Origin of the sequence: Pseudomonas sp. Larv2_ips (assembly GCF_963879675.1) — a bacterium.
In the GTDB taxonomy this organism is placed as follows: domain Bacteria; phylum Pseudomonadota; class Gammaproteobacteria; order Pseudomonadales; family Pseudomonadaceae; genus Aquipseudomonas.
This window is the reverse complement of the sequence record NZ_CAWOAW010000014.1, coordinates 1,477,761-1,503,529: the sequence shown is the minus strand read 5'-3', so window position 1 is coordinate 1,503,529 and position 25,769 is coordinate 1,477,761. Positions and strand designations below refer to the sequence as shown.

The window sequence follows — 25,769 nt, the reverse complement described above, 5'->3', positions numbered from 1 at the left end:
ACCCTGCGGTCAATCAGACATACCGGCCTGATTACTGCCAAGGAATTTGCACCATGCCCGACTCCGCGTTGCTTGCCGACCTGCCCCGCGACCTGCATTACGTTGACGACACCCAACCGGGTATCCGCCGCAAGAAGCTGCGCGGCAAGTTTCAGTATTTCGACACCAACGGTGAGCGCATCACCGATGCCGACGAAATCAAACGCCTGAACTCATTGGCTGTGCCACCCGCCTACACCGACGTGTGGATCTGCGCCGACCCGCGCGGCCACTTGCAAGCCACCGGCCGCGATGCCCGTGGCCGCAAGCAATACCGCTACCACCCGCGCTGGCGTGAGGTGCGCGACACCGACAAGTATTCGCGCCTGCAACAGTTCGGCAATGCATTGCCGAAACTGCGCGCGCAACTGGAAGCACAAATTGCCGCGCCCGGTTTCACCCGCGAAAAAGTCCTTGCCACCGTGGTGATGCTGCTCGATGCCACGCTGATTCGCGTGGGCAACACTCAATACGCGCGGGACAATAAATCCTACGGCCTGACCACGCTGCGCACCCGTCATGTCGACATCAAGGGCAGCGAGATACTGTTCCAGTTTCGCGGCAAGAGCGGCGTCGAGCATCAGGTCAGCGTCAAGGACCGGCGCCTGGCCACGGTGGTCAAGCGTTGCCTGGAATTGCCAGGGCAAAATCTGTTTCAGTACCTGGATGAAGACGGTGAGCGGCATACCGTCAGCTCCCATGACGTCAACGCTTACCTGCACAGCCTCACCGGTGCCGACTTCACTGCCAAGGATTACCGCACCTGGGCAGGCACCGCCCTGGCCCTGGCGGTATTGCGCGAACTGGAGTGGCAACCGGAATCGGATGCCAAGCGGCATGTGGTCGCCATGGTCAAGGACGTCGCCAAGCAACTGGGCAATACCCCGGCGGTGTGCCGCAAGTGCTATATCCACCCTGCTGTGCTGGAGCATTTCAGCCTGGGCGAATTGTCCAAGCTGCCCAAGCCCCGGGTGCGCAAAGGCTTGAAAGCCGAAGAAGTTGCGCTGGCAATGTTCCTCGAGCAATTGGCCGCGGACTTGCCGAAAAACGCCAAGGTGGGTTAGCCTTTGCGCCTCCTCTGAATCACGGGATGCACGCCGACGTGAACAACTAAGCCTTCCAAAATGTATCTGCAACGAGCCGCCTGGCGCGCTTGTTGGCCTGTCCGACATTTTTTTGGAGGTGCTGATGACTGACGTCAAACGGCCGCCCGTACTCGTTTCATTGCAACACGTGTCCTTGCAGTTCGCCGATGGCGAAACCCTGCTGAACGACCTCAACCTGTCGATCGATCACACCCCCACCGGGATTGTCGGGCGTAATGGCCGGGGCAAAAGCCTGCTCGCCAAGCTGCTCGCCGGTTTGCTGACGCCCACTGCCGGCACGTTGAAAAGCTCGGCCAGCGTGGCATATGTGCCGCAGGCGCTGGCGGTTCAACCGGGCGAAACCGTCGCCGATGTCACCGGCACCGCGCAGGTGTTGGCCGCCCTTGAGCGACTGGCCCACGGTGAGGCCCGCGCGGATGATCTGGCGCTGGTCGATGATCGGTGGGACCTTGCCGAACGCCTGCGCACCGCGCTGGGTGCAGCCGGGTTGCATCGACTCGACGCTGCCACGCCAGCCGATCAACTCAGTGGCGGCCAACTGGCCAGGGTTGCGGTGATCGGTGCGCTGCTGGCCGCGCCGCAGTTGTTGATTCTCGATGAGCCAACCAACCACCTCGACAGCGCCGGCCGTGACTGGCTGCTGCGCACGCTGGCAGCCTGGCCCGGCGGCCTGGTGGTGGTCAGCCATGACCGGCAACTGCTCAATGCAATGGCGCGCATCATCGAGCTGTCGCCGCTTGGCGCGCAGGTGTATGGCGGCAACTACGATGCCTATCGCTTGCAACGCGACAGCGAACAGCATGCGGCCGTGGCCGCCCTGGAACACGCCCGCCTGGCGCGCAGCCGCGAACGCAAACGTCTGCAGAAAGATCATGACAACCTGCAGCGCAACGCCGCCCGCGCACGTAAGCACGCAGAAACCGCCAATGTCACCGGGTTCACCAAAGCCCGCTGGAAGGGCGCCGCCAAGGAGATCGTCAGCAGCGTGCGCAGCGCGCATCACGCGTATAAACACGCGCTCGATGCGCAGGTACGCCAAGCCCATGAGCGTGTGGAGGATCAATCGCCCACGCTGCTGGCGCTGCCCGGTTCAGTATTGCCCAATGGCCGCCAGGTTCTGAGCGTGGAAAACGCTCAACTGCCATGGCTTGACCCGCACCACGCCTGCAGCTACGTCACACTCAACCTGGCGGGCCCGGTGCGCATGGTCGTGCGCGGGCCGAACGGGTGCGGAAAATCCACGTTGCTCAAGGTGCTTGCGGGCCAATGGCCGGTGGTCAGTGGCGAATGCACCGTGCATGTGGCCAGTGCCTATATCGACCAGCACCTGGCACTGCTGGATGGCAACCGTAGTATCGTCGAACAGCTCAACCTGCTCGACACCCCTCTGGCCGAAGCCGAGCTGCGCACGCGTTTGGCGTTGCTGCAACTGGATGCCTTGCGGGTGACTCAACCCACCCGCCACTTGAGCGGCGGCGAGCGCTTAAAGGCCGCGATGGCGATTGCCTTGTGGCGCGAGGTGCCGGCGCAACTGCTGTTGCTGGACGAGCCGACCAACCATCTGGACCTTGAATCCGTGCTGGCCTTTGAGCAGGCGTTGCAAGGTTTTACTGGGGCGATGGTGGTGGTGTCCCATGACGAGACGTTCGTGCAAGCCGTCAAGCCGACGCACCTTTTGACCTGGCAGCGTCAGGGCTGGCGACTGGAGTGTGTCTGAGGTCATTGCGCGCGCAACCAAAGCGTCCTACGGTGGTGGCCGAATAATCTCACCGAGGAACATGGGGCCATGCTGCCTTCATCGCGCAAACCCTACGCCAACGCCGCACTCGCCCACCGCCAACGCTGGCGTGGGCGCGTCGGCTTGATGCTGGTGGCCAGCCTATCCGTGCTGGCCGGCATGACCGATGCGATAGGCTTTATGGCCAGCGGCGATTTTGTTTCGTTCATGAGCGGTAACACCACGCGCCTGGCCGTGGCAATCAGCGCAGGCGACCTGGGCCTCACCGGACGGTTGTTGCTGCTGGTCGCAACATTTGTCGTCGGCAACGCCCTGGGTGTGGTGATCAGCCGCCTCAGCCGTCGGCACGCGCTGCCCTTGCTGCTGTGCATTGCGGCTTTGCTGTGCGGCGGCGCGGTGTGGCCCTTCGACGACACCTTGCCTGCGCTGCTGGCAGCGATTGTGGCGATGGGTATGCTCAATGCTGCTGTGGAAGAGGTAAACGGTTTGCCGGTGGGCCTGACTTATGTGACGGGCGCCCTCTCGCGCTTCGGCCGCGGGCTGGGCCGCTGGATGCTGGGAGAACGGCGCAATGGCTGGAGGGTGCAACTGATTCCGTGGGCCGGCATGTTCGTGGGCGCGGTGATCGGCGCGGTGCTGGAGCACCAGCTCGGCCTGAAGGCGCTGCTGGTCAGTGGCGCGCTCGCCGCGTTGCTGGGCGTCGTGTCGCTGAAGATTCCGCGGCGCTGGCACTTGGGCTACATGCCACGCTAGGAGAAACGAGGCCCGCTCGACGTTGCGGCCTCGACGTCCGTGTACTGGTAAAGAGCCATCACGTCGAGCGAGCGGGGGAATGATAAGCCAATGTCCGTCGGCTGTCCCGCCGGGCTTTTCCGAATATTACTTAGGCAAAGGATTACAGGCAGGTCGCGAGCGCGGCCAGTCGACGCTTGGCGGGCATCGTGTCGGCAATGGCAAAGTAATTGACGCTGGAACCGGCGCCGGCACTGCGCACGTCGACAAAATAATCGCCGCCGGTGGTGTACACGGTAAAACCGCCTGCTTCGATCGGCTCCTTGAAGCCTCCGGCGTCAACGCCAAATACCGCCTCGTCCTGCCAGCCGAACTGAATGCATTGGGCGACCACCAACGGCGTCTTGTCCGAGGCCAGCGTTTTGTACGGCACGCCGGTGCGCGCGTCGTTCATTTTCGAGCCCGCGCAACCGGACAGTACTGCCAGTGCCAATGCGCCAATTACCAGCTTTCGCATGCCATCGCCTCCTTGGAAAAAAAACGCGACTCTACCATTAGCAGGCGACACTCAAGGATTATTACGTCACGCTGTCGCCTACTGATGCCCCCGCTTGCCCCTGGAACCCCGATGACGCCCAACGCCGAACGCTATAACCCGTCCACCGACTACGCCGATAAGCTGATCAGTCGCATCGGCCAGACGCCGACGTGGATCGCCAAGCGCATCGGCGTCACCGACAAGCGCATCCGCTACATCCTTGATGGCGAACGCACGGTAAAAGGTGAAAGCACGCCGATCCAGATGACCTATACCGAGCAGTTCGCCCTGGAATGCCTGGCGGCGGAGGCCAAGGCCAAGAAGCCACCAAAACCTGCGGCCGAATGAATTTAGTTTCACTGTGAAGGGCGCTCGCGCTGCCTATAGTTGGCAGGCTCATTTTTAAGAAGTCTCCCTTCTGCCCGCCCTCCCGCGGGCTTTTTTTTGCCTGGGTGTCGGTGGATGACCTCCAGCAACTCACCTGCGCATCAGAGCCACCAACGAAACAAATAGAACAGCCCCATGCTCAACAGCACCGTGATCAACACGCTACGCGTCCAGAACATCAACGCCACCGCACAGATCCCCGCCAGCAAGTAAGGATTGGCCGGACTCAGGTTGAGCTTATGCTCGGCGAGAAAAATGATCGGCCCGCAAATCGCCGTCAGCATTCCCGGCACCGCAAACCCGAGAAACTCGCGCGCGCCGCGATTGAGGCGCACCGGCAGACGCGGCTCGATAAACAAGTAGCGGTTGAGAAATACCACCAGGCCCATGGCCACAATCATGATGTAGATCATCGCTGCCCTACTCCCAGCCGCTTGCAGGCAAACCCTGCGCCCATCCCCAGCACGCCCGACACCACCACCGCCGACTCCCAGTGCAAGTAACTCAGCCATACCGAACACAGCAGCGAGACCGCCACGCAGACCACCGTGGGCACATCGCGCACCACCGGCGTGATCAAGGCGATAAAAGTCGCAGCGATGGAAAACTCCAGCCCCAGCTGATCAAGCCCCGGAATACTTTTGCCAAGCACGATGCCCGCCAGGGTGAAGAGGTTCCAGATGATGTAGAACGTCAGGCCGACGCCCAGCGCATACCAGCGATTGAAGGTCTGGCGGTCATAGTGGTTGACCAGCGCGAAAAACTCGTCAGTCAGCAAAAAGCCCAGGCTCATGCGCCACCGTACATTGAGCGACGAGAGCGTCGGGCGCATGTGCATGCCGTAAAGCAAATGCTGGGATGTGAGCAGCAAGGTGGTCAGCACAATCGAGATCAGGCTGGCACCGCTCTTGACCATGCCGATCGCCACCAACTGCGCGGCACCGGCGAACACAATGGCGGACAAACCCTGAGCTTGCAGCGGAGTAAATTGCGCATCAATCGCCATGGAGCCGGCCAACAATCCCCAGGGGGCACAGGCCAGAGACAGTGGAATAACGGCAAGGGCGCCGCGACCGAAGGCGTAATGAGGTAAGGCTGTAGGCATGGAGACGGCTCATCGACAGACAGTCGACAAGCATGCCAGCGTGATACGGGGCTTGTCTTGAACGATCGTGCTCAGGCGAGTTTGACCGAGACCTGCTCCACCGAATCACGCGCTTCGCGCAACTCATGGGCATCCTGGTTGAGCCGGTGAATGGTATTGAGCAGGCGTTGGCGCAGCACTTCATCGCCGAGTTTTTCGACGGCGCGCATCAGGTCAAACGCCGCAGTTTCATTATTGTCCGCGACAGAATCGAGGGTTTTGCGCAGGTTGCGAGTGGCACGGGTCACGCGAGTTCTTCCTTCATCAGCAATGGGCAGGCACTTTAGGACATTCGTGTTTCATTTTAATTTCAGACACTTGTGGCGGATTGTCGGGCATTTGATCCACGTCAACGGAATTCAGGATTTGACCTACATATATGGCTATCCATATATTCACCCGGCCATCCATACGAAGACCTCGATCATGTCCGCTCCCCTCTCCGCGCCCGAGCTGTTCAAATGCCTGGCCGATGCCACCCGCGTACGGTTGACGTTATTGATCCTGCGCGAGGGCGAACTTTGCGTGTGCGAACTGATCCATGCTCTTGGCGACAGTCAACCGAAAATCTCCCGCCACCTGGCGCAACTGCGCAGTGGCGGGCTGTTGCTGGACCGTCGCCAGGGTCAATGGATCTACTACCGCATCAACCCGGCACTGCCCGAGTGGGTGACCCAAGTGCTGGACATTACCTTGCAAGCTAACCAGCCATGGTTGCAAAACGACGCGCAGCGTCTTGATGCAATGGGCGACAGACCACAACGGGCCAGCACCTGCTGCTGAGCCATCGGAGCGTTTATTCATGCTTGTCGCAATTGCGATCTTTATCTTCACCATCGTTCTGGTCATCTGGCAGCCCAAGGGCCTTGGAGTCGGCTGGAGCGCAACCATGGGCGCGATTCTGGCCCTGGCGTGCGGGGTCATCAGCCTGGCTGACATCCCGGTGGTGTGGCACATCATCTGGAACGCCACCGGCACTTTTGTCGCGCTGATTATCATCAGCCTGCTGCTCGATGAGGCCGGGTTCTTTGCCTGGACCGCGCTGCATGTTGCGCGCTGGGGCCGTGGGCGTGGTCGGCGCCTGTTCGCCTATATGGTGCTGCTCGGCGCCCTGGTGTCGGCATTGTTTGCCAACGACGGCGCGGCGTTGATCCTCACACCGATCGTGATGTCGATGCTGCTGGCGTTGCGCTTTTCCCCGGCGGCCACCCTGGCCTTCGTGATGGGCGCCGGGTTTATCGCAGACACGGCGAGCTTGCCGTTGGTGGTGTCGAACCTGGTGAACATCGTTTCTGCAGATTATTTCAAGATCGGCTTCAACGAATACGCAGCGGTCATGGTGCCGGTCAACTTCGTCAGCGTTGCAGCGACACTGGCGGTGTTGCTGTGGTTTTTTCGCCGCGATATTCCGCAGGCCTACGACCCCGCCGACCTTGACGACCCGGCCAGCGCCGTCCACGACCGTGCGACCTTTCGAGCCGGGTGGTGGGTACTCGGTATTTTGTTGGTCGGCTGTTTTGCCCTGGAGCCGCTGGGCATTCCGATCAGTGCGATCTCCGCCGTGTGCGCCGTGTTACTGCTGGTGATCGCCGCCAAAGGCCACAAAATTTCTACGCGCAAAGTGCTGAAAGAAGCCCCGTGGCAGATCGTGGTGTTTTCCCTGGGCATGTACCTGGTGGTCTACGGCTTGCGTAACGCGGGTTTGACCACCTACCTGGCAACCTGGCTCGACACCTTCGCCACGTATGGCGTATGGGGCGCGGCGATGGGCACCGGGGTGCTGACGGCATTGCTCTCGTCGGCGATGAACAACCTGCCGACGGTGTTGATCGGCGCGCTGTCCATCGAATCCAGCCATGCCGTGGGCGTGGTCAAGGACGCCATGGTTTACGCCAACGTGATCGGCAGCGACCTGGGCCCGAAAATCACTCCGATCGGCAGCCTGGCCACGTTGTTGTGGCTGCATATTCTTGCGCGCAAAGGCATCACCATCACATGGGGCTACTACTTCAAGGTCGGAATTGTGCTGACCTTGCCGGTGCTGTTGATCACCCTGGCGGCGCTCGCCTTGCGCCTGAGTCTCTGAAGACCTGCGCCGTGAACCGTCACTGGATGAGTAAACACCTGTCAACTCTCACAGTAGACGCTTAAAGGACAGGTGCCTAAATTCAATTGCCAGAGGGACTTCGCACTGAACAAAAGGGACACCGACATGAAACATAAACAGCTCTACGAATTCAGAGACACCGACGGCGCAGGCAATCCTGAAGTGGTGATGTCTCGCTTTGACGAAGGCAACAGTGATTTAAGCAACCCCAATAGCCGCATCACCCTTTATTCAACGAACGACAATTGGACGTACGACGCCTCGTCCCCCACCAATGACGCAGACGGGGATGGCGACCATGACGAGGAGGATGCCTCCTACTACCTGGCTGCCGCGAACCTCATGACTGCCATGGCCACCTTGAGCCCTAGGGATGAGAGCAAGAGGCTCTATGACCGTATTTTGATGGGCTTCAGCGACAGCCCGGCAACCGATGTCAGCATCCTGCATTACCGAAAAGGCAATCGCGACCTTAACCGTCCCGACGTCATTGTCGTCGCCAGCAACCCTGACTACCTGGGCAGTTACCGCACCATCAAGGGTGCACTGGATGCCGACGGGGATGGTGATATCGATAGTGATGACGAGCGTATTTATAAAAAGCTCGCTTCCACGTTTGCGTCAATGAAGTATTTAAAACCCTAATCCTGTTTTTGCAAGGTGCAGAGCTTACTGAACCGTCATCCTGGCCAGTGAGCTCAGCCCCCGAATAGCGACCGGCTCACAGTGCGCATCTTAGGCACGCGTCGCAGCCAATGGTCGATCTGAACACCTTTGTCAGCGTATGCTCACGGCTGATTTTCTATCGAGCCGACCCGATGAGCGCCATGCAACACGCCTGGCTGGGCAACTACGAAGTCACCCATACACGCTGCACCGGCCTGACCTTTGCCCGCCATAGCCATGATGAATGCGTGATCGGCGTGAACCTGGTCGGCGAGGAAAGCGTTTGGCTCGACCGCCGCGAGTTCCAGGCCGGGCCCGGCAGCATTACGTTGTACAACCCTGGGCAGATTCAAGGTGGCGGCGCAGCTGATGGTGCGCCCTGGCATTTTGTCAGCCTGTACGTCGCGGCCGACGCGCTGGCAGCTGACCTGGGGCTGGCCCAGTTGGAATTTGATCGCTCGCTGTGCTTCCAGCCAGACTTGGCACAGCGCCTGGCTGCGGCGGTCAAGGGTGCCTTGAACGACGACCCATTGCTCCGCGAGATTAACGAAGACGCCTTGGTTCTGCTGCTGGGTGAAGTGGTCGGTGCCAGCGGCGTGCGCCTGCCCGACGCTGCCACGGGCGGCAAAGGCATGATCCACCGGGCCCAGGAGCTGCTCGCCGAGCAACTGAGCCAAGCGCTGCCGCTGGACCAGTTGGGCGATGAGCTGGGCTTGTCCAAATTCCACCTGTTGCGCACCTTCCAGAAAGAAACCGGGCTGAGCCCCAGGCAGTGGGCGATGCAATTGCGTACCTGTCGTGCCAAGGGACTCTTGCGCCGCGGCGCTTCGGCCAGCGGCGTCGCGCATGAGCTGGGGTTTGCTGACCAAAGCCATCTCAACCGGCATTTTCGCGCCGCCTATGGCATCACTCCAGGCCGCTATCAAAGCCTGTTGAAACGCTGAAAGCGCAATCTGGTTCAAGACGCCTGGGCCACACAGCCGCACACTGCGCGCCTCTGTTGAAGGAAAGCGGGCATGGTGACGATCTTTTTTTACGCGCTGGTATTCGGTTTTGTGTTTTGCCTCTCGCCCGGCGCGGTGCTGGCAGAAACCCTGCGCCGTGGCTTGCTCCATGGGTTCACCTCTGCCTTGCTGGTGCAAATCGGTTCGCTGGTGGGCGACGCCGCCTGGGCGGTGATCGGCCTCACCGGCATCGCCCTGCTGATTGAACACGAAGCCGTGCGCGTTCCGCTGACGATAGTGTGCGCGGCTTACCTGGCGTGGCTCGGCGTGCGCAGTCTGATCGACGCCTGGCACCTGCCCGCAGCAGACAGCGGGCCGGCCCACTCCGGTCGGAACGCACTGGCGGTTGGCGCGGCCATGTCCCTGGCTAACCCGAAGAACATTGTGTACTGGGGCGCGTTGGGCAGCGCCTTGTCCGGGATCGTCGGCGCTACGCCCAGCGCTGGGCAAACCCTGATGTTTTTTGCAGGTTTCATGCTGGCGTCGGTGCTGTCGTGTTTTCTGATTGCGGCGCTGGTCCATCTGTTACGCAAAAATGCCTCGCCGCTGTGGCAGCGCGTCAGTTACGGCGCGTGTGGTTTAGTGTTGATCTATCTGGCGGTTCTGGCTGCACGGGGTGTATGAAGTTATATAGCCCACAACTAACCGTGCCCTTGTCTGAATAAACTCTGAACACGGGCTCATTTAATTAATCATGCGTTGACATTTTGTAACCGTCTGAGTAGATTGCCCGTGCCCGCAACTGGGGCCTTTTTTAAACCTCACAAAAGAAGCCAATGGACACAGTATCTAGTCGCTGTCCGAGCACCGCTTTAGCGGGCATCGGGCGCCAAACCCAGAATATGACAGGACTCGCCTTCCAGGTCCGGTAAGCTGCGCTAGAGCTTGATGCTCCACCGTAACTGCCTCACCGGTCGCCCGTCCGGTCCCGAGGTGTGTTATGACCTTCCAACTCATTGCTTTGCCCGATGTACGTACGCTGGCCGCCGCCCTGCGCGCCAAGCTGTGCCGCGAGCCCGTAGGCTTTTCGCCTACCCGGGCCACGTTTGCTGCACCCTCCCCTCAAGCCAGCAAAGACCAGGCGCGTCCGGCCCCTGTGTTGGCGCACTGGCACCTGTGCCCTGCCAGCGGCCAACTGCTGCAGCATTGGGACCATGCCGACCCTCAAGACCCGCAGAGACCCCAGGTTTCCATGCTGGCTCAAGCGAGCCTGATGTTCGGACTTTACCTGAGCACTCGCAGCGCTTAACCCGGCTGGAAACAGCAACTTTCTAATTGATGTTCTGGAGTTCTTTATGAACACGTCCAGTAGTAGCCCGCTGCGCGTTAGTTAACTAACGCGCGTCTGGCGGGCGCTGTAGAAGTTATGTGAACACCTTATTTAAACCGATCGCGAAGTTTGCGGCTCGGCATGCTTTCGCTCGCCTGTCTTCAGGTAAGTACCGGGTATGTTTTGTCGAGAATTGGCGACAGGAGTACAGACAATGAGCGCCGTAAAAAACACGCCTCTGCACAAGAAAAATGGCACCGACACCGACACCAAACTGTCGATGCGCGCCGCCCGCGAAGCCCAGAACGGCCTGCAGGCCACCCTCGCCAACGTGCGCGCCACCCAGGATGGCCTGACCGAACTGGACGCCTCGGCGCGTCTGCAACGCGAAGGCTACAACGAAGTGGCCCACGACAAGCCGCCTCACGCCATCGTCCAGTTCCTGCAGGCGCTGAACAATCCCTTCATCTACGTGTTGCTGACCCTGGCGGGCATCAGCTTTGTCACCGACTATTGGCTGCCGTTGCAGGCGGGTGAAGAAGTCGACCTGACCAAAGTCATCATCATCATGACCATGGTGCTGCTCAGCAGCCTGCTGCGCTTCTGGCAGGAACACCGCTCGGCCAAATCCGCCGAAGCACTCAAGGCCATGGTGCGCACCACTGCCACTGTGCTGCGGCGTGAGCAAGTCGGCGCTCAGCCGACGCTGCGCGAAGTGCCGATGCGCGACCTGGTCGCCGGCGATATCGTGCAACTGTCGGCCGGCGACATGATCCCTGCCGATGTGCGCCTGATCGAATCCCGCGATCTGTTTATCAGCCAGGCCGTGCTGACCGGTGAAGCCTTGCCGGTGGAAAAATACGACACGCTCGGTGACGTCACGCAAAAATCCGCCTCTTCGCTGGCGGCCGACCAGGGCAACCTGCTGGACCTGCCCAACATCTGCTTCATGGGCACCAACGTGGTCAGCGGACGCGCCAAGGCCGTGGTGGTTGCCACCGGGCCGCGCACTTACTTTGGCTCGCTGGCCAAGGCGATTGTCGGCTTGCGGGTGCAAACCGCGTTCGACCGTGGGGTCAACAGCGTCAGCTGGCTGTTGATTCGCTTCATGCTGGTGATGGTGCCGATCGTGTTCCTGCTTAATGGCTTCTCCAAAGGCGACTGGGGCGACGCGTTCCTGTTTGCTCTGGCGGTAGCCGTGGGCCTGACCCCAGAAATGCTGCCGATGATCGTCAGCGCCAACCTGGCCAAGGGCGCGACCGCCATGGCCAAGCGCAAAGTGGTGGTCAAGCGCCTGAATGCGATCCAGAACTTCGGCTCGATGGATGTGCTGTGCACCGACAAGACCGGCACGCTGACCCAGGACAAGATCATCCTCGAACACCACGTCAACGCCTTTGGCCAACGTGATGATGCGGTGCTGTCCCTGGCCTGGCTGAACAGCTACCACCAAAGCGGCATGAAAAACCTGATGGACCAGGCCGTGGTGCAGTTCTCGGAACACAATCCCAAGTTCCAGCGGCCATTTGCCTACAGCAAGGTCGATGAGTTGCCGTTCGACTTCGTGCGCCGTCGCCTGTCGATCGTGGTCAAGGACGCTGCCGGCGACCAGTTGCTGGTGTGCAAAGGTGCGGTGGAAGAGATGCTGAGCATTTCCACCCACGTCATGGAAGATGGCGCCGCAGTGCCGCTGGATGATCGTCGCCGTGACGAGCTGCTGGCACTGGCCAATGACTACAACGAGGATGGCTTTCGCGTACTGGTGGTCGCCACCCGCAACATCCCTAAATCGCTGGCTCGCCAGCAGTACACCACGATTGATGAGCGCAACCTGGTGATCCAGGGCTTCCTGACTTTCCTGGATCCACCGAAGGAAACTGCGGCCCCGGCGATTGCAGCGCTGCAACAAATTGGCGTGGCGGTAAAGGTGCTGACCGGCGACAACGCGGTGGTCACCAGCAAGATCTGCCGTCAGGTCGGCCTGGAACCTGGTCAACCACTGCTGGGCGTGGAAATTGAAGCGATGGACGACGCGACGCTGCTGCGCCGCGTGGAAGAACGCAGCGTGTTTGCCAAGCTGACGCCGCTGCAGAAATCCCGGGTGCTCAAAGCGCTGCAAGCCAACGGCCACACTGTGGGCTTCCTCGGCGACGGCATCAACGATGCACCAGCGCTGCGCGACGCCGACGTGGGCATCTCGGTGGACAGCGGCACCGACATCGCCAAGGAATCGGCCGACATCATCCTGCTCGAAAAGAGCCTGATGGTGCTGGAAGAAGGCGTGCTCAAGGGCCGCGAAACCTTCGGCAACATCATGAAGTACCTGAACATGACCGCCAGTTCCAACTTCGGCAACGTGTTCTCGGTGCTGGTGGCCAGTGCGTTCATTCCGTTCATGCCGATGCTGGCGATCCACCTGCTGCTGCAAAACCTGATGTACGACATTTCCCAGCTGGCCCTGCCGTGGGACAAGATGGACAAGGAATACCTGGCCAAACCGCGCAAGTGGGATGCTAAAAACATCGGCCGCTTCATGATCTGGATCGGGCCGACCTCGTCAATCTTCGACATCACCACCTTTGCGCTGATGTGGTACGTGTTCAGCGCCAACAGCGTGGAAATGCAGACCCTGTTCCAGTCCGGCTGGTTTATCGAGGGGCTGCTCTCGCAAACCCTGGTCGTGCACATGTTGCGGACTCGCAAGATCCCGTTCTTCCAGAGCACGGCCGCCTGGCCGGTGTTGATGATGACCGCCATTGTCATCGGCCTAGGGATCTACGTGCCGTTCTCGCCGCTGGGCACATTGGTCGGCCTGCAGCCGCTGCCGCTGGCGTACTTCCCATGGCTGGTCGGCACGCTGTTGGCCTACTGCTGCGTGGCTCAACTGATGAAAACGATCTACATCCGCCGCTTCAAGCAGTGGTACTGATCCCCCGCCTCTGAAAACGGTGGCCGTCGCCCGGCGGCCACCGTGCAACACAAGGATTCTCACCATGCGCGTCTTGATCTGTGCAGGTCGTCATTACGCCGACACTAAAAAGTCCCGCCAAGTGCTGGACGCTTACCACCGCCTGCGCCCGGTGCAGGTATTGATTCACGGCGGCAACCAATTTCTGGGCAGTGACGTTGAGGAATGGGCGCGGGAAATCGGCATCGACGTGGTGCGATACCCGCCCAATTGGCAACGCCATGGCAAGCAGGCGGAACGCCAACGCAACCATTTCATGCTGACCGACAGCCGCCCCGACGTGGTCATCGCCCTGCCGGGTGGTGACGACACCTCGGAGCTGGTCTGCCAGGCCAAAGCCAGCGGCATTTCGGTGCTGACCGTAGAAAGCTGAATTCAAGCGAGGTGCATCATGCACAAAAAACACACCCCTCATCGCCAAGACGGGTTTGCCAAATATCGCGCACGTCACTATCGCGGCGCTCGCCATACCCTGTTGCTGCTGCCGCCGGCCAAGCGGCGTGCACTGCAACGTAACCTGACGTTTATCGGCGTGACCCTGGGCCTTGTCCTGCTCATCGCGCTGCTTTCCAAAGCTCACGCGGCCGGTGGTGCCTATATGGTTGATGACGGCGCGGTCAACGCCCCGGGCGAATGCAATGTGGACGCCTGGTACACCGCCAATCGGCACCAAAGCAACAGCCACAGCGAAACCTTGAACCCGGCCTGTACCTTCAACGCACTGCCCTCGGTGCAATGGAGCGCCGCACTGTCGCACGCCAGCCAGGCCGGTGATGCCCAAACGCAGGTCAGCCCGCAAGTGAAGGCGCAGGTGTGGTCACGCGAGGACCTTGGGCTACAGCTGGCGGTTTCGGCAACGTCGCATTTTGCCTTGGACCGCCAGCACGCGTTCGACGGCGCGGACCTGAATGTGCCATTGACCTGGCAACCTGTCGAAGCGCTGCGCCTGAACCTCAATGGCGGCTGGACACATGCCTACAACGGCGGCGAACAACACCACCGCCTGACCTGGGGCACGGGCTTCGAATATCAGCTTGCGCATGCTTTGACACTGATCGGTGAGCGCTACGGCCAGGAAGGCGGCGACCAGGCGTGGCAGGCCGGGCCCCGCTTCCATCTCGGCGCGTTGGTGGATGTGGATGTCGTCGTCGGGCAGAGCCTGAGCGGCGCGCGCGATCAGTGGTTGACGACCGGCGCCACCCTTCGCTTCTAAGCCTTGGCCTGCTGTTCCAGGTGCAGTTGCAGATCAGGATCGATCTGCAACTGCCCTGCCAGTTTATCCAGGTAGCTACGCTCTTCCTGCTGCTGATCATTGACCAGCATCACGCTGGCCAGGTAGATCTCCGAAGCCACCGCCGGGTCACGCGCATACTCGGCAAAATCCGCAGCATTCAGCGGCTTGGCCACTTCGGCGTCAAGCCATTGCTGCAGTTGCGGGTCGTTGGTGTGGCGGCCAATCTCGGTGCTGATCATCTGTTGCTCCTGCGCATCGATCTTGCCATCCGCCTTGGCGGCCGCAATCAATGCACGCAACAGTGCATGGCTGTGGGCCTCGGCCTCAGGGCCGTCGAGCTGGTCAACCGTCTGAATGGCTTGCTGGGGTGCAGACGCCTGCTGTCGTTGCCAGGCCTGATACGCCTGAAACGCGGCCATCCCGAGAGACGCCAATGCCGCGTAATTCATCCCGCCGGAACGCGCCTGCGTCGTACCGCTGGCGGGCCCGCCGCGCAGCAGCCCACCGAGGCCACCCAACAATCCACCCAACCCACCGCCGCCCGAGGCATTGCCGGCGCTGGTGTTTTTGAGCAAACCGCCCAACAGGCCGCCCAGGCCACCGCCCGAGGAGGCGCTGCCTGACTGCCCGCGCAGCAATTGTTCCAATAGATCGCTGGTGTTCATGGTCTTACCCTCCCAGGGCGCAGTGTTGGCATTCAACAACCATAGCCCGCCGCTGCTGGAACACCATGACCGCCGGGCAGGCACGCTCTATGATGACGCCACTGCGCCGTTGAGAGAGAACACCCGTGAACCGTATCGAGCACATCGTGTTGATGGCCAACTACAACCAGTGGATGAACCGCAAACTCTACGACGCCGCCAGCACGCTGACGGACGCGGAGCTGGCGGCGGATCGACAGGCGTTTTTTGGCTCAATCCTCGGCACGCTGAATCACCTCGCGCTGGGGGATACCGTCTGGCTCAAACGTTTTGCCCAGCATCCCGCGGGCTTTTCGGCGCTGGCCCCCTTAAGTGCGATTGCCACACCCACCGACCTCAAGCAGCTGGCCTTTGCCGATGTGCGCGTGCTGTCAGCCCATCGCGCATGGCTGGATCAGCTCATCATCGAGTGGGCGCACAGCCTGCGCGATTCCGACCTGGACCAGCACCTGCGTTATCACAACATGCGCGGCGCCGCGAACCACAAGCCGTTCTTTGGCTTGCTGGTGCATTTTTTCAATCACCAGACCCACCACCGAGGCCAGGCAACCACGCTGCTGACCCAAGCGGGCGTGGATGTAGGCGACACCGACCTGCTGGCACTGATTGACTGAACTCAGCGTGCGCTGAACGCGGCGTAGGCCTGCATCAAGCGTGGAAAGTCCTGCGGCGCTGGCAATTGCGCAAAGCTTTCGACGGCAGGCGTGGAGGCCCAGGGCAGCTTTTCGCTGGTCCAGGTTTCCATGAACGGCACGTAGTCGTGGGCGTCATCCAACAACGTCGCGCGCACATTGACGAATTCGTCGATGCCATGGGGACGGGTAAACAGCCAGCTCATGCAATGCGGGCAGCAATAGTGACGGTCCACACCGTGCAAGCCGCCTATGACCGGGCAACCCTGGGTCACGGTAAAGCCACTGGCAGGGATCAAGGCGCTGAGGGAGAACGCGCTTGAGGTCATTTTCCGGCAGCCGCTGCAATGGCAAGCCATGGTAATCACTGGGGGCAGGCTCACGCTGAAGCGCACCCGGTTACACCGGCAACTGCCTTCCAGCGGCAACACGTCGACAGTCATCATCCATTCCTTTTTATGATTGTTGGCCTCACAGGGTAACGTGAACCCGCCGCGGAACAAAACCGAACGCCGCGCCGCGCCTGGAGTCAAAACCCTGAGGCGCCGGGGTTAATTGCCCCGCCCTGCTCACGTGCACCTGCTGGTCTGGGATGCGCGTACCCCCATAAGAAGGAGACGCTTACATGGTCACTCACTTCAAGGTCGCCGGGCATCTAGCCTGCGGCCATCACGGCAGCAATCTTACGTCCAGCACCGAGCTGAACCGAGTCAAATGCCGCACCTGCCGCAATACCGAAGCCTACAAAGAAGCGCGCCGCACACAACGCAATGCCGCCCGCCGCTCCGCGCGCAAAACCCAGACCCACGCTGCCAGCGACTGGCGCAGTGCGTGGACGCAACGCCTGACCGACCTGCCCGGGTTGCAGCGCTTGCCACGCGGGTTCAGCGGGCAGCACTTTGTCTGAGCTGTTCGGGTATTGAGAAGATATTCACCAGGTTACCGTCGGGTTCCTGCAGCAGTGCGCAAGTATTGCCCTATGGCAGCATTGTCACGGGCATGACTACTTGCGTGCTGCTGACCCGCAGCAGGACAGCTTCGACCTCCTCCACTTGAAATGCCGGGATCGCCGAGCAGTTACTCGCAGTGACGGCCAGTCCGTTGTGATGCAAGCGGACCAAGCGCTCGTCGCTTATCGCCAGAACGACACCCTCGAAATCCATCTCGGCAAAACCGTCAGCCCGATGCTGCGGCTCGATAGTCGACAGCTTTCGATAGAGCGGTATGCGTTGCTCAAACGGTTGAGTGACGATGCGAACGGATGCAAATTTCATGAGCCAACCTGACTGGAATGCGCAGGCGCACTCTAATTCAGGGCTGCGTCAGCTGGTGACAGGAGCATGTCGTGGCGTGTCAAAACCCTCGCCTCGACGGCAGGTTTCTCGTGTAGACCACTGATCTGGCAAGCTTTTTCAACTTTGCGCGAATGCAACAAACACAACGTTCGACCTTGCATCCAAGCGCCTGGGTCTATATATTCCCAACCCTGCTGCACCGCGCTACCGCCCGAATGGCGAAACTGGTAGACGCATGGGACTTAAAATCCCCCGCTCGTAAGGGCGTCCCGGTTCGATTCCGGGTTCGGGCACCATAGATATCAAGGGCTTGCATGAGGAAACTCATGCAGGCCTTTTTCTTTTTTCCGCAATTGACACACCTGTTCCGCAATTGCCCTCCTGCGGCGTCCTGCCGAATGCAATTACCCTCCTGTAACCTCAATCGAACTACCCATACTTTCCCATGCTCTATCGAGAGTCGCCTGGGCCCTCCAGGCCAACCCGCAGGGAGTGGAGTATGTCTGATGATCTGAAAAACCGTGGGCCTCAAGATCGTGCTCGAGTGAACACATCAGAACCTTGGGAGCTAAATCACTGGACGAAGGAGTTCGGGGTAACAGAGCAACAGCTCAAAGACGCGGTTAAAGCCGTTGGCCCGATGGTGACTGACGTTCGTAAAAAACTCGGCAAGTAATGTCAGACACGCCCTGCGCTTGGCAGGGCGTGTTCAATTTCTTCGCGGTGTCTGCGGCAACCTACAGCGCCACACCGAAGAAGCTCCCTGCTACGCTGTTCGCCTCAGGGAGGAACACCGATGCCACATTCAGATGTGATCCTTCGCCGCTCTCAAACTGCTATGAAAACCTACTCGCACTTGAGGAAACCTGATGCGCGCTGGGTCTGTCGCCGCCTCATCTCTCGTAGTAGACCTTGGCGGAATATGTGTAGTCTCGTCCCAGTTTCGCGCAACATTCGGGGAAGCCGCCTTCGGGATTTTCCGAATAGGCTTTCCAGTCCGCGATGAGGCGGTCGAAATGCTGCACTTCAGATGTCAGATACGCCAGCGCTTCGGGATCAGGGGCTTCTGCTATGAGTCGTCTGGCACGCTCCAGCGCTGAGGTCGCCTCGTCAACACAGCTTAAGAATAAAGACTCGTCAAGATGATGGGTGGCATGGCCAACCCCGCCAAGCGCGAAGTCGATCAGTATCCTGCGCACAGCCATATCTTCTGGGAACCCAGAAAGCGCTCTGGTGAGTAGTTCAGGGTCACGGTTGAGCAGCCCGAGCCATCGCACGGGTAAGGTTGTGACTGCATCAGGGATATGCCATCGGAAGTCTTCGAGGGGTGCAAAGGCCATACGGCCCTGGGGAACGTCAGGATTAAAAGGCCTGAATCGATTCGGCCTTCAGATTAATTGTCGTAGAAATACCACATGACGGCCGCCACCGTGACGACCCACCCGAGGGTCAGCAGTATTGACAGACCCGCAAGCCGCTTGTCCATGATGCCCTATCAGTTACCAAAATGATCGAAGTCAGAGCGCTCCCGGCAAGCGTAGTTCAATGCGCGAAGCCTGCAATGGTGCGCACGTCGTTGCGGCACACCCCCGCTTGGATTAATCGAAAACTCTCCTCCGGCCCGCTTACGGCATAAGCGCCTAAAACTCATAAGCGCGCAATTATTTAGCGCGCCTATTATCTCGATTCATTCTTTTGTATTCCTGGATTTACGTCTGCCCCCCAAGCTGCAGCCGAGAGTCACTGTGCTGCATGAACAGTCTGTTTTGTTCGCGCTCAACAAAATGATGTGGATTGCCACGCCAATAAATCCCGGCCTTCGGAGGCCTATATGAAATTAAGATCCTTGAATATCGCGCGCAGGGCTTTCGTCTGCTTTGGGCTAATCACACTTCTGCTCATCAGCTTGGCGGGCTTCTCGTATCTGCAGATAGATCACCTGCGTAATGCAGAGCAGGACATCGAGCAAAACTCATTGCCCAGCATCCAGGTCATTGACGACATTCAAATCGCCCTGCTCCATGCTCGCCTTGAAAGTATCCGCATGCTGTCGAGCACGACCAAGGATGTGCATGATAAATCGCTGTCATTGGTCGAAGGCGCCATACAGACGCTCCAGTCGAAGACCGAGTTCTACCGTGAACACCTGATTTCTGGCCAGCAGGATGAACTGCAGTTTTCGAAGACAAGCCAAGCTATGAATGTCTACATCGACGGCCTCAAGAACGTACTTGCCCTCGATATTGCCGATCATGATCAAGCTGTCCTTTTTGCGAACACAGAGCAGGCACAGCGAGCAAGCGCCTATCAGGAGCAGCTAACAATTCTTCGTGAGCAAAATGCGCGTCAGGCGGTGGTGTCGGGGCAAGACGCGACAGATGTATATACCCATAGCGTTAACGTCTTGATTTCGGTACTGGTAGTCGCATTTATCTTAACCATCGTCCTGGCGACCCTGTTCACTAAAAGCATTGTCAGCCCCATCAGCGCCTCGCTGAAGTTGGCGGAAGATATCGCGTCTGGCGACCTCACCCACGACCTTGAAGTGACAGGTTCAGACGAAGCCTCGCGCTTGATGCATGCTCTCAATCGGATGCAGAAAAATCTCAGAAGCACGATTTTAGAAATCTCGGGAGCGTCTGCTCAACTGAGTACCGCAGCCGTTGAAATGACTTCGATCACAGAAAGTGCCGATCGCACCCTTCAGCAGCAAAACAGCGAAATCGAGCAAGCGGCCACAGCAGTGACCGAAATGAGCGCCGCCGTCGAAGAGGTCGCGCGCAATGCCAACTCCACATCTGAGGCGGCCACGCAGTCCAGCTTGGCGGCTGATCTGGGCAATCAAAAAGTGACTGAAACGTTAACGGCCATGCGCGGACTGACGGAACTGGTCGAAGTCTCCTCAGACCAGGTGAAAGAACTCGCAGGCCAGGCTCAAGACATCACCAAAGTGCTGAGTGTGATCAGGGCGATTGCCGAGCAAACGAATCTCCTGGCGTTGAATGCAGCAATTGAAGCGGCACGTGCGGGTGAACAGGGCCGAGGTTTTGCAGTGGTGGCCGATGAGGTTCGGGCGTTGGCGCACCGCACCCAAACTTCGACCCAGGAAATCGAACAGATGATATCCACCATCCAAGCCGGTTCTTCAGCCGCAGTGGAGTTGATGCACAAGAGCACTTCTGAGGTTTACATCACGCGAGATACGGCAGAGCAAGCAGGCCAATCGCTGCGCCAAATTATTGATTCCGTGCTGGAAATCAACGACCGCAATATTCAGATCGCGACGGCTTCCGAGGAACAAGCTCACGTTGCACGTGACGTAGATCGCAGTCTCATAAGCATTCGTGACTTGGCAATTCAAAGCACTGAGGGCACTCGCCAGACGTTGACTGCAAGCAATGAATTATCACGTCTAGCCGTGAACTTGAACGACTTGGTTCTCCGATTCCGGACTTAAAAGCTGGATCAAGCACAGTGCAGGGTTCATGGCACAGATTCACAAATCAACAGTGACACGCTCAGCGACAGACAGCAGAGGATAAAAATGGCTTCTCATGAGATTGCCTTGCACTCTGTGCTGAGCGCAGATGAACGCTCTGAAATAGCTGAACTGGAGGCCACGAGCACTATTTTGCAGCTTGTTACGCGCCTGACAGGGATGCGATTTGCAGGCATTGCCAAATTCACGGAAAAGGACTGGATAGTTTGCTCAGTGTGCGACCCAACCCATTTAGGGATAGAGGCAGGAAATATCCTGGAGTTGGAAATCACCCTCTGCAGCGAACTGAGAAGAAACCCCAAAGCCCTCTTCATTCCAAAAATCAGTGGCGATCACAGATATTCAGATCGCCATGTCGTCAAGCAATACGGACTGGAAAGTTATGCAGGCGCGCCTATCTTCCTTCCTGATGGACGCCTCTTTGGCGCTTTATGCGCGCTGGACTCACGCTCAATATTGTTTGAAGACCCGGATCTTGAGGAGACGTTAGTTTTATTCGCCAAGTTAATAGGCTGCATTTTTTTCACCAACCTTGCTGCTGAACAAACGCCAGCAAGTCCTTGTCAGGCTACGTAGAACTCATTGATTTAATCGTCAGCGTGCAACACTGGAGTGTGTTTCCAGTCCTGGGCCGCAAGGTCCTGCTCGATGGCCAGGCGCTTGTTTTTATGGAGCGCGAAGTACTGGAGGAGACTGGGAACGAGTCGAAGTGCGAATCCACCGTGGCGTTCACCGGCAAACACCCCATCAATTTGGCAAATTGAATATTCCCTTTATTTGTCGAATGACACCCCTTGCGCAGCGTATCAACATACTGGACACCGCCGAGACCTAAGGATTGAAGTGGGTAGCGCTGCATGCCTACCTTGCGTGCCGCCGCCTACCGCCTGTCCAACCGGCAGTTCGTCAGCGATGTAGCGCTCAGCCCAGGGCTCGTCCGCCGCCTTCAAATAAGCCTCCGGACCATGCCCGTTGAGACTTGTTATCGTCCAGGTTTTTGCTGCCAAGCAAGGCGGACGACGGCACTTAATGACATAGACTGTTAAACTCGCCCTTTCAAATTCCATGTGTGATCAGCGCAGGAGGCTTAAATGTCTGTCCTAATTCGCAACAATGTACGCGTCCACGGTTCAGGCCCTGCCACTCTAGTTTTTGCGCATGGTTTTGGGTGTGATCAAAATATGTGGAGACTGGTCGAGCCGGCATTCCGCGAAAACTTTCGGACGATTCTTTTCGACGTCGTAGGCTGTGGGAAGTCAGACCTCTCAGCCTACGAGGTTGTGAGGTACTCATCATTAAAAGGGTACGCGCAAGACATCGTGGAGATTATTGAGGAGTTTGCGGACTGCCCGGTCATATTTGTCGGGCATTCTGTCAGCGCTATGGCTGGCGTAATCGCCGCCAATAAGCGTCCTGACCTATTTGGGGCGCATATCATGGTTGGGCCTTCACCGTCGTATATCAACGATGGTGAATATTTTGGTGGTTTCAGCAGGGAGGACATCGACTCACTTCTGGAGACGTTGGAAAGCAACTACCTTGGCTGGTCCAGCTCCATGGCCCCCGCCATCATGGGCGCGCCTGAACAGCCCCATCTTGGTGTCGAATTAACCAATAGCTTCTGCCAGACAGACCCTGATATTGCGAAGCGGTTCGCCAGGGTGACGTTCCTATCTGATAACCGCAATGACGTGGCCAAGCTACTGGCGCCGGCGCTGATTATTCAGTCCTCCGACGACATCATTGCACCTGTCGAAGTCGGTCGTTACCTCAACAAGGTGATCCCGGATAATCGTCTTGAGGTGATAGAAAACGTGGGGCATTGCCCGCACCTGAGTGCTCCTGATCTATGCATCAATTCGATCCAAAGCTTCATTGCAAGCGTTCAGGGTCGAATTGCTCATGGGGGCTAATGACGACCCACTCCCTGATGCCGACTTGCTTTACGAGCACGCTCCCTGCGCCCTCATTATCACCAGCAAGGCCGGTTTAATCCTTCGGGCAAATACCACCTTCTGCGAGTGGCTGGGGTACTCCAAAGATCAGTTGGTTGGCCGACGTAAGCTTCAAGAGTTGCTGACTATCGGAGGACGGATTTTCCATCAAACTCACTGGATGCCTTTGCTTGAAATGCAGCGTTCCATCTGCGAGGTAAAGCTTGAGTTTGCGACGTCTGAGGGTAAAAAATTACCCATGATTCTCAACGCAACAAGGCGGGAGCACCTTGGAGGCATTTTCGATGAGGTTTGCGCTTTTGTAGTGATCGAGCGGCATCGATTCGAGCAGGAAGTGCTGATTTCCAAACGGCAAGCTGAGGAATCGCTCGAAGCTCACCTGGCGCTTCAGCGGGATTTGTCGGTTGCCGATGCCAGGCTGCGGGTTGCTCTGGAGTCGGCCAAAATGCACGTTTGGGACGTCGACCCGGTGACACTTGAGCGTCGTTACGATAACAGCGTCGCGCAATTGCTCGGTTATCCGTCAAACCAAGATGTTTCGGCCTCAGTGTACTCAGACCTAATAGACCCTAATGACCGCCCAAGAGAGGCCGAGTTATTTTCGGCGGCTCTCGGATCGGTTGCTCAGGAGTATCGCTGCACTTATAGTTTGAACGGCGTTGATGGCGTTCAGCGCACGGTACTCTCCACTGGGCGTGCGGCATTCGACCCAAATAACAAGCTCGTTCAGTTTGTCGGTATTCTTCATGACATTACAGACGTAAAACGGGAGCAGGCAGCAGCAGAAGATCGTGCTCTGTTCTCTGAGCAAATGATTGGCATAGTGAGTCACGATCTGCGTAATCCCCTCTCGGTGATCTCAATGGCCACCGAGGTGCTTGAGCGCAATGATCTGTCCCCTAAGCAGCGACAATTGGTTCGGCACACTCAGGAAGCGGCGCAAAGGGCACGCAGGCTTATCAACGATTTGTTGGATTTCACGCAGGCCAGAATAGGGCGCGGTATTGGGGTAACAAAAACGACTATCGACCTACACCTGCTGATCGGTGCGGCTGTCGAGCAGCTTCGAATCGTTTATCCCAAACGAGAGTTTCTGCATTCAATCAATGGCCAGGGTCTATGCATGGCTGACAGCGATAGGCTTACGCAGCTTGCAGGCAACCTTATTTCCAATGCTGTTACGTACGGAGCGGTGGATCGCCCGGTGACAGTAACCTCCTCCATTACGGAGCAAGGTTTCGAGTTGGTGGTGCACAACTGGGGTATACCGATTCCTCCAGACTTTCTGGCCACGGTCTTCAGTCCGATGACCCGTGGTGTCAATCTTGCGCAAGACAGTCGCAGCGTTGGATTGGGGCTTTTCATTGTTCGCGAAATCGTGAAGGCACACGGCGGCACGGTTTCGGTTAGTTCAACCATTGAAAGTGGGACAGCATTCATGGCTACCTTTCCGTTAAAGCAAGCCTGGATCAAGTAGCTATAACGCGCTCTACGGAGCGCCTTTCTTATACGTATGCTTTCGCCAGATGCAAAAAGCCCAGCGCGGGGCTGGGCATTGACGGCTGTCATGTACGCTTGAAATTGGCAACGATGTATCCATTTACCTCGTTGCGACAATCAACTGTCAGGTCGTCCAGGTAAGGCTGTATTTCCATGCACTCCATTAGACCAAGCAGTTTCTGGGCGTAATCACGAATGGGCTGCCATTCTTGATGATCGAATAACATCCTGTCGCCACAACGAAAAGCGTGTTCAGGCCGGTTGCTGCAGAGTTGCCAGAGGTTGTGGAGATTGCTTCCCCAGAGTGTTGTTGCGAATCCCATCTTGAAGCTCCTGAACCCCTACCGCCGCTATCAACATCCGCATGTCGTCGCCTCTTTGATTGGGCGGCAATTTAGTATTTGCGGCATCGAAGCCGCCCAGGAAGGGTATTTTCCCAATGCATCGCCGGTGTCGAAACTGATGTATTAGAGGTGGCACCTCTACATTTTTCGGGAAGTAAATTCACTCTCTCGATCATCGATCAACGCTTCAAAGCATCACATTGTGCACGCAGGTCTCTGTTGGAGATCGAACCACAGCTGCCGTTCCTTCTCGTTTTGCCCTCCGCAAATCCCCCCGCGTCCTGCCGACCGACAATCACACTCGCATCCTGATCCACTACAACTGGTTACCCACAAACGCATCACGCTCAACTTTATAAAAAAGGTTCTCTTGGGTGCGCCCGGCGACATCCTTCGTCGCGGAATGCGACAACCTTCCGCCGATTTTCTCCATGGCCCGTTGTGAGCGAATGTTCTGAGCGCCGATATGGAACCACACGGTGTCGACCCAGCGAAATGCGTGGTCGAGCATCAGGCGCTTGAGTTCCCCATTCGCTGCGCCGCCCCATTTTTCACGGGCTAAAAATGTGTACCCAATCGCAACCTCACGTTTTTCTTCACTGAAGTCGTAGTAGCGAGAACTGCCTATCAACGCGTTGCTGGCACGGTCGATCACCACCACAACGCTCTGCGACGTCAATGCCTGGTCGAACCACTCACGAAATACCGGCGCTTGATAGCGGGTTGGGCTCGGGTGCTGAGCCCAGAGTAACGGATCGGCTGCGACGCGGTACAGGGCTTCGAAATCAGCGCTGTCCAAAGGGCGTAACTCAAGCGTGTGCCCGACGATGGACGGCGGGATGGGCAGCGATTGCATCGATGTTTCTCCATGAATTCGATGTGGGCGGGTCGTGACGCGTGGGCCGTT

Annotated in this window: 29 protein-coding genes, 1 tRNA gene and 1 pseudogene; 22 read left to right on the top strand and 9 right to left on the bottom strand. The window is 58.4% G+C overall.

Annotation, left to right across the window (positions count from 1 at the left end; translation table 11 throughout):
• The first annotated feature begins 53 nt into the window (after window positions 1-53).
• From AACV02_RS13610 to AACV02_RS13600, 3 genes are all read left to right on the top strand, one after another.
• On the top strand, window positions 54-1,103 hold the full coding sequence (locus AACV02_RS13610; RefSeq protein ID WP_119740283.1) for a DNA topoisomerase IB: 1,050 nt from the start codon (window positions 54-56) through the stop codon (window positions 1,101-1,103).
• A 124-nt stretch (window positions 1,104-1,227) separates the two neighbouring features.
• Window positions 1,228-2,862, top strand: a complete 1,635-nt coding sequence (locus AACV02_RS13605) for an ABC-F family ATP-binding cassette domain-containing protein (protein ID WP_119740281.1) — start codon at window positions 1,228-1,230, stop codon at window positions 2,860-2,862.
• 69 nt (window positions 2,863-2,931) lie between these two features.
• Window positions 2,932-3,636, top strand: coding sequence for a YoaK family protein (locus tag AACV02_RS13600; RefSeq protein ID WP_119740279.1), 705 nt, complete (start codon window positions 2,932-2,934; stop codon window positions 3,634-3,636).
• 142 nt (window positions 3,637-3,778) lie between these two features.
• On the opposite strand, the gene AACV02_RS13595 is transcribed toward AACV02_RS13600, so the two are convergent.
• A complete protein-coding gene (locus tag AACV02_RS13595; protein ID WP_119740277.1) occupies window positions 3,779-4,132 on the bottom strand; it encodes a lipoprotein in 354 nt (117 codons plus the stop codon).
• 111 nt (window positions 4,133-4,243) lie between these two features.
• On the opposite strand from AACV02_RS13595, the gene AACV02_RS13590 reads away from it, so the two are divergent.
• Window positions 4,244-4,501, top strand: a complete 258-nt coding sequence (locus AACV02_RS13590; RefSeq protein WP_119740275.1) for a hypothetical protein — start codon at window positions 4,244-4,246, stop codon at window positions 4,499-4,501.
• Between the two features lie 140 nt (window positions 4,502-4,641).
• Here AACV02_RS13590 and AACV02_RS13585 read toward each other — a convergent pair whose 3' ends face one another.
• The 3 genes from AACV02_RS13585 to AACV02_RS13575 form a co-directional block, all read right to left on the bottom strand.
• Window positions 4,642-4,953 (bottom strand): AzlD domain-containing protein, encoded by a 312-nt coding sequence (locus tag AACV02_RS13585; protein ID WP_119740272.1) that lies wholly within the window; start codon window positions 4,951-4,953, stop codon window positions 4,642-4,644.
• Entirely contained in the window at window positions 4,950-5,645 is a 696-nt protein-coding gene (locus AACV02_RS13580; protein ID WP_106579139.1) for an AzlC family ABC transporter permease, read from the bottom strand. The genes AACV02_RS13585 and AACV02_RS13580 overlap by 4 nt, the downstream gene beginning before the upstream one ends.
• Window positions 5,646-5,716: 71 nt before the next feature.
• Entirely contained in the window at window positions 5,717-5,932 is a 216-nt protein-coding gene (locus AACV02_RS13575; RefSeq protein WP_017138831.1) for a hypothetical protein, read from the bottom strand.
• 178 nt (window positions 5,933-6,110) lie between these two features.
• Between AACV02_RS13575 and AACV02_RS13570 the strand changes: the two genes are divergently transcribed.
• The 9 genes from AACV02_RS13570 to AACV02_RS13530 all read left to right on the top strand — a co-directional run bounded on the left by AACV02_RS13570 (window position 6,111) and on the right by AACV02_RS13530 (window position 14,912).
• Complete coding sequence (locus AACV02_RS13570) at window positions 6,111-6,467, top strand: metalloregulator ArsR/SmtB family transcription factor (RefSeq protein WP_119740270.1); 357 nt, start codon at window positions 6,111-6,113, stop codon at window positions 6,465-6,467.
• 19 nt (window positions 6,468-6,486) lie between these two features.
• Window positions 6,487-7,770 (top strand): arsenic transporter, encoded by a 1,284-nt coding sequence (locus AACV02_RS13565; RefSeq protein WP_106579136.1) that lies wholly within the window; start codon window positions 6,487-6,489, stop codon window positions 7,768-7,770.
• A gap of 126 nt (window positions 7,771-7,896) precedes the next feature.
• Window positions 7,897-8,436 (top strand): hypothetical protein, encoded by a 540-nt coding sequence (locus AACV02_RS13560; RefSeq protein ID WP_106579135.1) that lies wholly within the window; start codon window positions 7,897-7,899, stop codon window positions 8,434-8,436.
• Window positions 8,437-8,609: 173 nt separating this feature from the next.
• The gene (locus AACV02_RS13555; protein ID WP_119740828.1) at window positions 8,610-9,401 is read left to right on the top strand and encodes a helix-turn-helix transcriptional regulator; all 792 of its coding nucleotides are present in this window, start codon (window positions 8,610-8,612) and stop codon (window positions 9,399-9,401) included.
• 72 nt (window positions 9,402-9,473) lie between these two features.
• Entirely contained in the window at window positions 9,474-10,085 is a 612-nt protein-coding gene (locus AACV02_RS13550; protein WP_119740266.1) for a LysE family transporter, read from the top strand.
• 316 nt (window positions 10,086-10,401) lie between these two features.
• Complete coding sequence (locus AACV02_RS13545) at window positions 10,402-10,710, top strand: hypothetical protein (protein WP_119740264.1); 309 nt, start codon at window positions 10,402-10,404, stop codon at window positions 10,708-10,710.
• Window positions 10,711-10,945: 235 nt separating this feature from the next.
• On the top strand, window positions 10,946-13,660 hold the full coding sequence (gene mgtA / locus AACV02_RS13540) for a magnesium-translocating P-type ATPase (RefSeq protein ID WP_119740261.1): 2,715 nt from the start codon (window positions 10,946-10,948) through the stop codon (window positions 13,658-13,660).
• Window positions 13,661-13,724: 64 nt separating this feature from the next.
• Complete coding sequence (locus AACV02_RS13535; protein ID WP_106579131.1) at window positions 13,725-14,072, top strand: DUF2493 domain-containing protein; 348 nt, start codon at window positions 13,725-13,727, stop codon at window positions 14,070-14,072.
• 18 nt (window positions 14,073-14,090) lie between these two features.
• Window positions 14,091-14,912 carry a hypothetical protein gene (locus AACV02_RS13530; protein WP_119740259.1) on the top strand — a complete coding sequence of 274 codons (822 nt, stop codon included), beginning with the start codon at window positions 14,091-14,093 and terminating at the stop codon, window positions 14,910-14,912.
• On the opposite strand, the gene AACV02_RS13525 is transcribed toward AACV02_RS13530, so the two are convergent.
• Window positions 14,909-15,598: a tellurite resistance TerB family protein gene (locus AACV02_RS13525; RefSeq protein WP_119740257.1), complete on the bottom strand. Its 690-nt coding sequence runs from the start codon at window positions 15,596-15,598 to the stop codon at window positions 14,909-14,911. The genes AACV02_RS13530 and AACV02_RS13525 overlap by 4 nt on opposite strands.
• A 125-nt stretch (window positions 15,599-15,723) precedes the next feature.
• Between AACV02_RS13525 and AACV02_RS13520 the strand changes: the two genes are divergently transcribed.
• Window positions 15,724-16,251: a DinB family protein gene (locus AACV02_RS13520; protein WP_119740254.1), complete on the top strand. Its 528-nt coding sequence runs from the start codon at window positions 15,724-15,726 to the stop codon at window positions 16,249-16,251.
• Window positions 16,252-16,253: 2 nt separating this feature from the next.
• On the opposite strand, the gene AACV02_RS13515 is transcribed toward AACV02_RS13520, so the two are convergent.
• Window positions 16,254-16,712 (bottom strand): GFA family protein, encoded by a 459-nt coding sequence (locus AACV02_RS13515; RefSeq protein ID WP_106579127.1) that lies wholly within the window; start codon window positions 16,710-16,712, stop codon window positions 16,254-16,256.
• Between the two features lie 182 nt (window positions 16,713-16,894).
• Here AACV02_RS13515 and AACV02_RS13510 point away from each other — a divergent pair, with 182 nt between their 5' ends.
• Complete coding sequence (locus AACV02_RS13510; RefSeq protein ID WP_106579126.1) at window positions 16,895-17,176, top strand: hypothetical protein; 282 nt, start codon at window positions 16,895-16,897, stop codon at window positions 17,174-17,176.
• 70 nt (window positions 17,177-17,246) lie between these two features.
• Here AACV02_RS13510 and AACV02_RS13505 read toward each other — a convergent pair whose 3' ends face one another.
• Window positions 17,247-17,543: a VOC family protein gene (locus AACV02_RS13505; protein ID WP_256680499.1), complete on the bottom strand. Its 297-nt coding sequence runs from the start codon at window positions 17,541-17,543 to the stop codon at window positions 17,247-17,249.
• 230 nt (window positions 17,544-17,773) lie between these two features.
• Between AACV02_RS13505 and AACV02_RS13500 the strand changes: the two genes are divergently transcribed.
• Window positions 17,774-17,860 (top strand) — tRNA-Leu (locus AACV02_RS13500).
• A 203-nt stretch (window positions 17,861-18,063) separates the two neighbouring features.
• Window positions 18,064-18,240, top strand: a complete 177-nt coding sequence (locus tag AACV02_RS13495) for a DUF3606 domain-containing protein (protein ID WP_119740252.1) — start codon at window positions 18,064-18,066, stop codon at window positions 18,238-18,240.
• 217 nt (window positions 18,241-18,457) lie between these two features.
• Here AACV02_RS13495 and AACV02_RS13490 read toward each other — a convergent pair whose 3' ends face one another.
• On the bottom strand, window positions 18,458-18,904 hold the full coding sequence (locus AACV02_RS13490) for a hypothetical protein (protein WP_119740250.1): 447 nt from the start codon (window positions 18,902-18,904) through the stop codon (window positions 18,458-18,460).
• 491 nt (window positions 18,905-19,395) lie between these two features.
• Between AACV02_RS13490 and AACV02_RS30960 the strand changes: the two are divergent.
• The 5 genes and pseudogenes from AACV02_RS30960 to AACV02_RS13470 all read left to right on the top strand — a co-directional run.
• Window positions 19,396-20,115 (top strand): annotated as a pseudogene (locus tag AACV02_RS30960) (MCP four helix bundle domain-containing protein); the annotation flags it as partial.
• A 24-nt stretch (window positions 20,116-20,139) separates the two neighbouring features.
• Window positions 20,140-21,021 (top strand): methyl-accepting chemotaxis protein, encoded by an 882-nt coding sequence (locus AACV02_RS30955; RefSeq protein WP_372239729.1) that lies wholly within the window; start codon window positions 20,140-20,142, stop codon window positions 21,019-21,021.
• A gap of 87 nt (window positions 21,022-21,108) precedes the next feature.
• Window positions 21,109-21,639 carry a GAF domain-containing protein gene (locus tag AACV02_RS13480; RefSeq protein ID WP_119740246.1) on the top strand — a complete coding sequence of 177 codons (531 nt, stop codon included), beginning with the start codon at window positions 21,109-21,111 and terminating at the stop codon, window positions 21,637-21,639.
• Between the two features lie 515 nt (window positions 21,640-22,154).
• The gene (locus AACV02_RS13475; protein WP_119740244.1) at window positions 22,155-22,976 is read left to right on the top strand and encodes an alpha/beta fold hydrolase; all 822 of its coding nucleotides are present in this window, start codon (window positions 22,155-22,157) and stop codon (window positions 22,974-22,976) included.
• Entirely contained in the window at window positions 22,966-24,495 is a 1,530-nt protein-coding gene (locus AACV02_RS13470) for a sensor histidine kinase (RefSeq protein WP_119740242.1), read from the top strand. Before AACV02_RS13475 ends, AACV02_RS13470 begins: the two co-directional genes overlap by 11 nt.
• Before the next feature lie 683 nt (window positions 24,496-25,178).
• Here AACV02_RS13470 and AACV02_RS13465 read toward each other — a convergent pair.
• A complete protein-coding gene (locus tag AACV02_RS13465; RefSeq protein ID WP_119740238.1) occupies window positions 25,179-25,718 on the bottom strand; it encodes a GNAT family N-acetyltransferase in 540 nt (179 codons plus the stop codon).
• Window positions 25,719-25,769 lie beyond the last annotated feature (51 nt).

Coding starts and splice junctions, on each gene's coding strand:
- AACV02_RS13610 (WP_119740283.1), top strand. CDS start 54: ATGCCCGACTCCGCGTTGCTTGCCGACCTGCCCCGCGACCTGCATTAC.
- AACV02_RS13605 (WP_119740281.1), top strand. CDS start 1,228: ATGACTGACGTCAAACGGCCGCCCGTACTCGTTTCATTGCAACACGTG.
- AACV02_RS13600 (WP_119740279.1), top strand. CDS start 2,932: ATGCTGCCTTCATCGCGCAAACCCTACGCCAACGCCGCACTCGCCCAC.
- AACV02_RS13595 (WP_119740277.1), bottom strand. CDS start 4,132: ATGCGAAAGCTGGTAATTGGCGCATTGGCACTGGCAGTACTGTCCGGT.
- AACV02_RS13590 (WP_119740275.1), top strand. CDS start 4,244: ATGACGCCCAACGCCGAACGCTATAACCCGTCCACCGACTACGCCGAT.
- AACV02_RS13585 (WP_119740272.1), bottom strand. CDS start 4,953: ATGATCTACATCATGATTGTGGCCATGGGCCTGGTGGTATTTCTCAAC.
- AACV02_RS13580 (WP_106579139.1), bottom strand. CDS start 5,645: ATGCCTACAGCCTTACCTCATTACGCCTTCGGTCGCGGCGCCCTTGCC.
- AACV02_RS13570 (WP_119740270.1), top strand. CDS start 6,111: ATGTCCGCTCCCCTCTCCGCGCCCGAGCTGTTCAAATGCCTGGCCGAT.
- AACV02_RS13565 (WP_106579136.1), top strand. CDS start 6,487: ATGCTTGTCGCAATTGCGATCTTTATCTTCACCATCGTTCTGGTCATC.
- AACV02_RS13560 (WP_106579135.1), top strand. CDS start 7,897: ATGAAACATAAACAGCTCTACGAATTCAGAGACACCGACGGCGCAGGC.
- AACV02_RS13555 (WP_119740828.1), top strand. CDS start 8,610: ATGAGCGCCATGCAACACGCCTGGCTGGGCAACTACGAAGTCACCCAT.
- AACV02_RS13550 (WP_119740266.1), top strand. CDS start 9,474: ATGGTGACGATCTTTTTTTACGCGCTGGTATTCGGTTTTGTGTTTTGC.
- AACV02_RS13545 (WP_119740264.1), top strand. CDS start 10,402: ATGACCTTCCAACTCATTGCTTTGCCCGATGTACGTACGCTGGCCGCC.
- mgtA (WP_119740261.1), top strand. CDS start 10,946: ATGAGCGCCGTAAAAAACACGCCTCTGCACAAGAAAAATGGCACCGAC.
- AACV02_RS13535 (WP_106579131.1), top strand. CDS start 13,725: ATGCGCGTCTTGATCTGTGCAGGTCGTCATTACGCCGACACTAAAAAG.
- AACV02_RS13530 (WP_119740259.1), top strand. CDS start 14,091: ATGCACAAAAAACACACCCCTCATCGCCAAGACGGGTTTGCCAAATAT.
- AACV02_RS13525 (WP_119740257.1), bottom strand. CDS start 15,598: ATGAACACCAGCGATCTATTGGAACAATTGCTGCGCGGGCAGTCAGGC.
- AACV02_RS13515 (WP_106579127.1), bottom strand. CDS start 16,712: ATGACTGTCGACGTGTTGCCGCTGGAAGGCAGTTGCCGGTGTAACCGG.
- AACV02_RS13510 (WP_106579126.1), top strand. CDS start 16,895: ATGGTCACTCACTTCAAGGTCGCCGGGCATCTAGCCTGCGGCCATCAC.
- AACV02_RS13505 (WP_256680499.1), bottom strand. CDS start 17,543: ATGAAATTTGCATCCGTTCGCATCGTCACTCAACCGTTTGAGCAACGC.
- AACV02_RS13495 (WP_119740252.1), top strand. CDS start 18,064: ATGTCTGATGATCTGAAAAACCGTGGGCCTCAAGATCGTGCTCGAGTG.
- AACV02_RS13490 (WP_119740250.1), bottom strand. CDS start 18,904: ATGGCCTTTGCACCCCTCGAAGACTTCCGATGGCATATCCCTGATGCA.
- AACV02_RS30955 (WP_372239729.1), top strand. CDS start 20,140: ATGCATGCTCTCAATCGGATGCAGAAAAATCTCAGAAGCACGATTTTA.
- AACV02_RS13480 (WP_119740246.1), top strand. CDS start 21,109: ATGGCTTCTCATGAGATTGCCTTGCACTCTGTGCTGAGCGCAGATGAA.
- AACV02_RS13475 (WP_119740244.1), top strand. CDS start 22,155: ATGTCTGTCCTAATTCGCAACAATGTACGCGTCCACGGTTCAGGCCCT.
- AACV02_RS13470 (WP_119740242.1), top strand. CDS start 22,966: ATGGGGGCTAATGACGACCCACTCCCTGATGCCGACTTGCTTTACGAG.
- AACV02_RS13465 (WP_119740238.1), bottom strand. CDS start 25,718: ATGCAATCGCTGCCCATCCCGCCGTCCATCGTCGGGCACACGCTTGAG.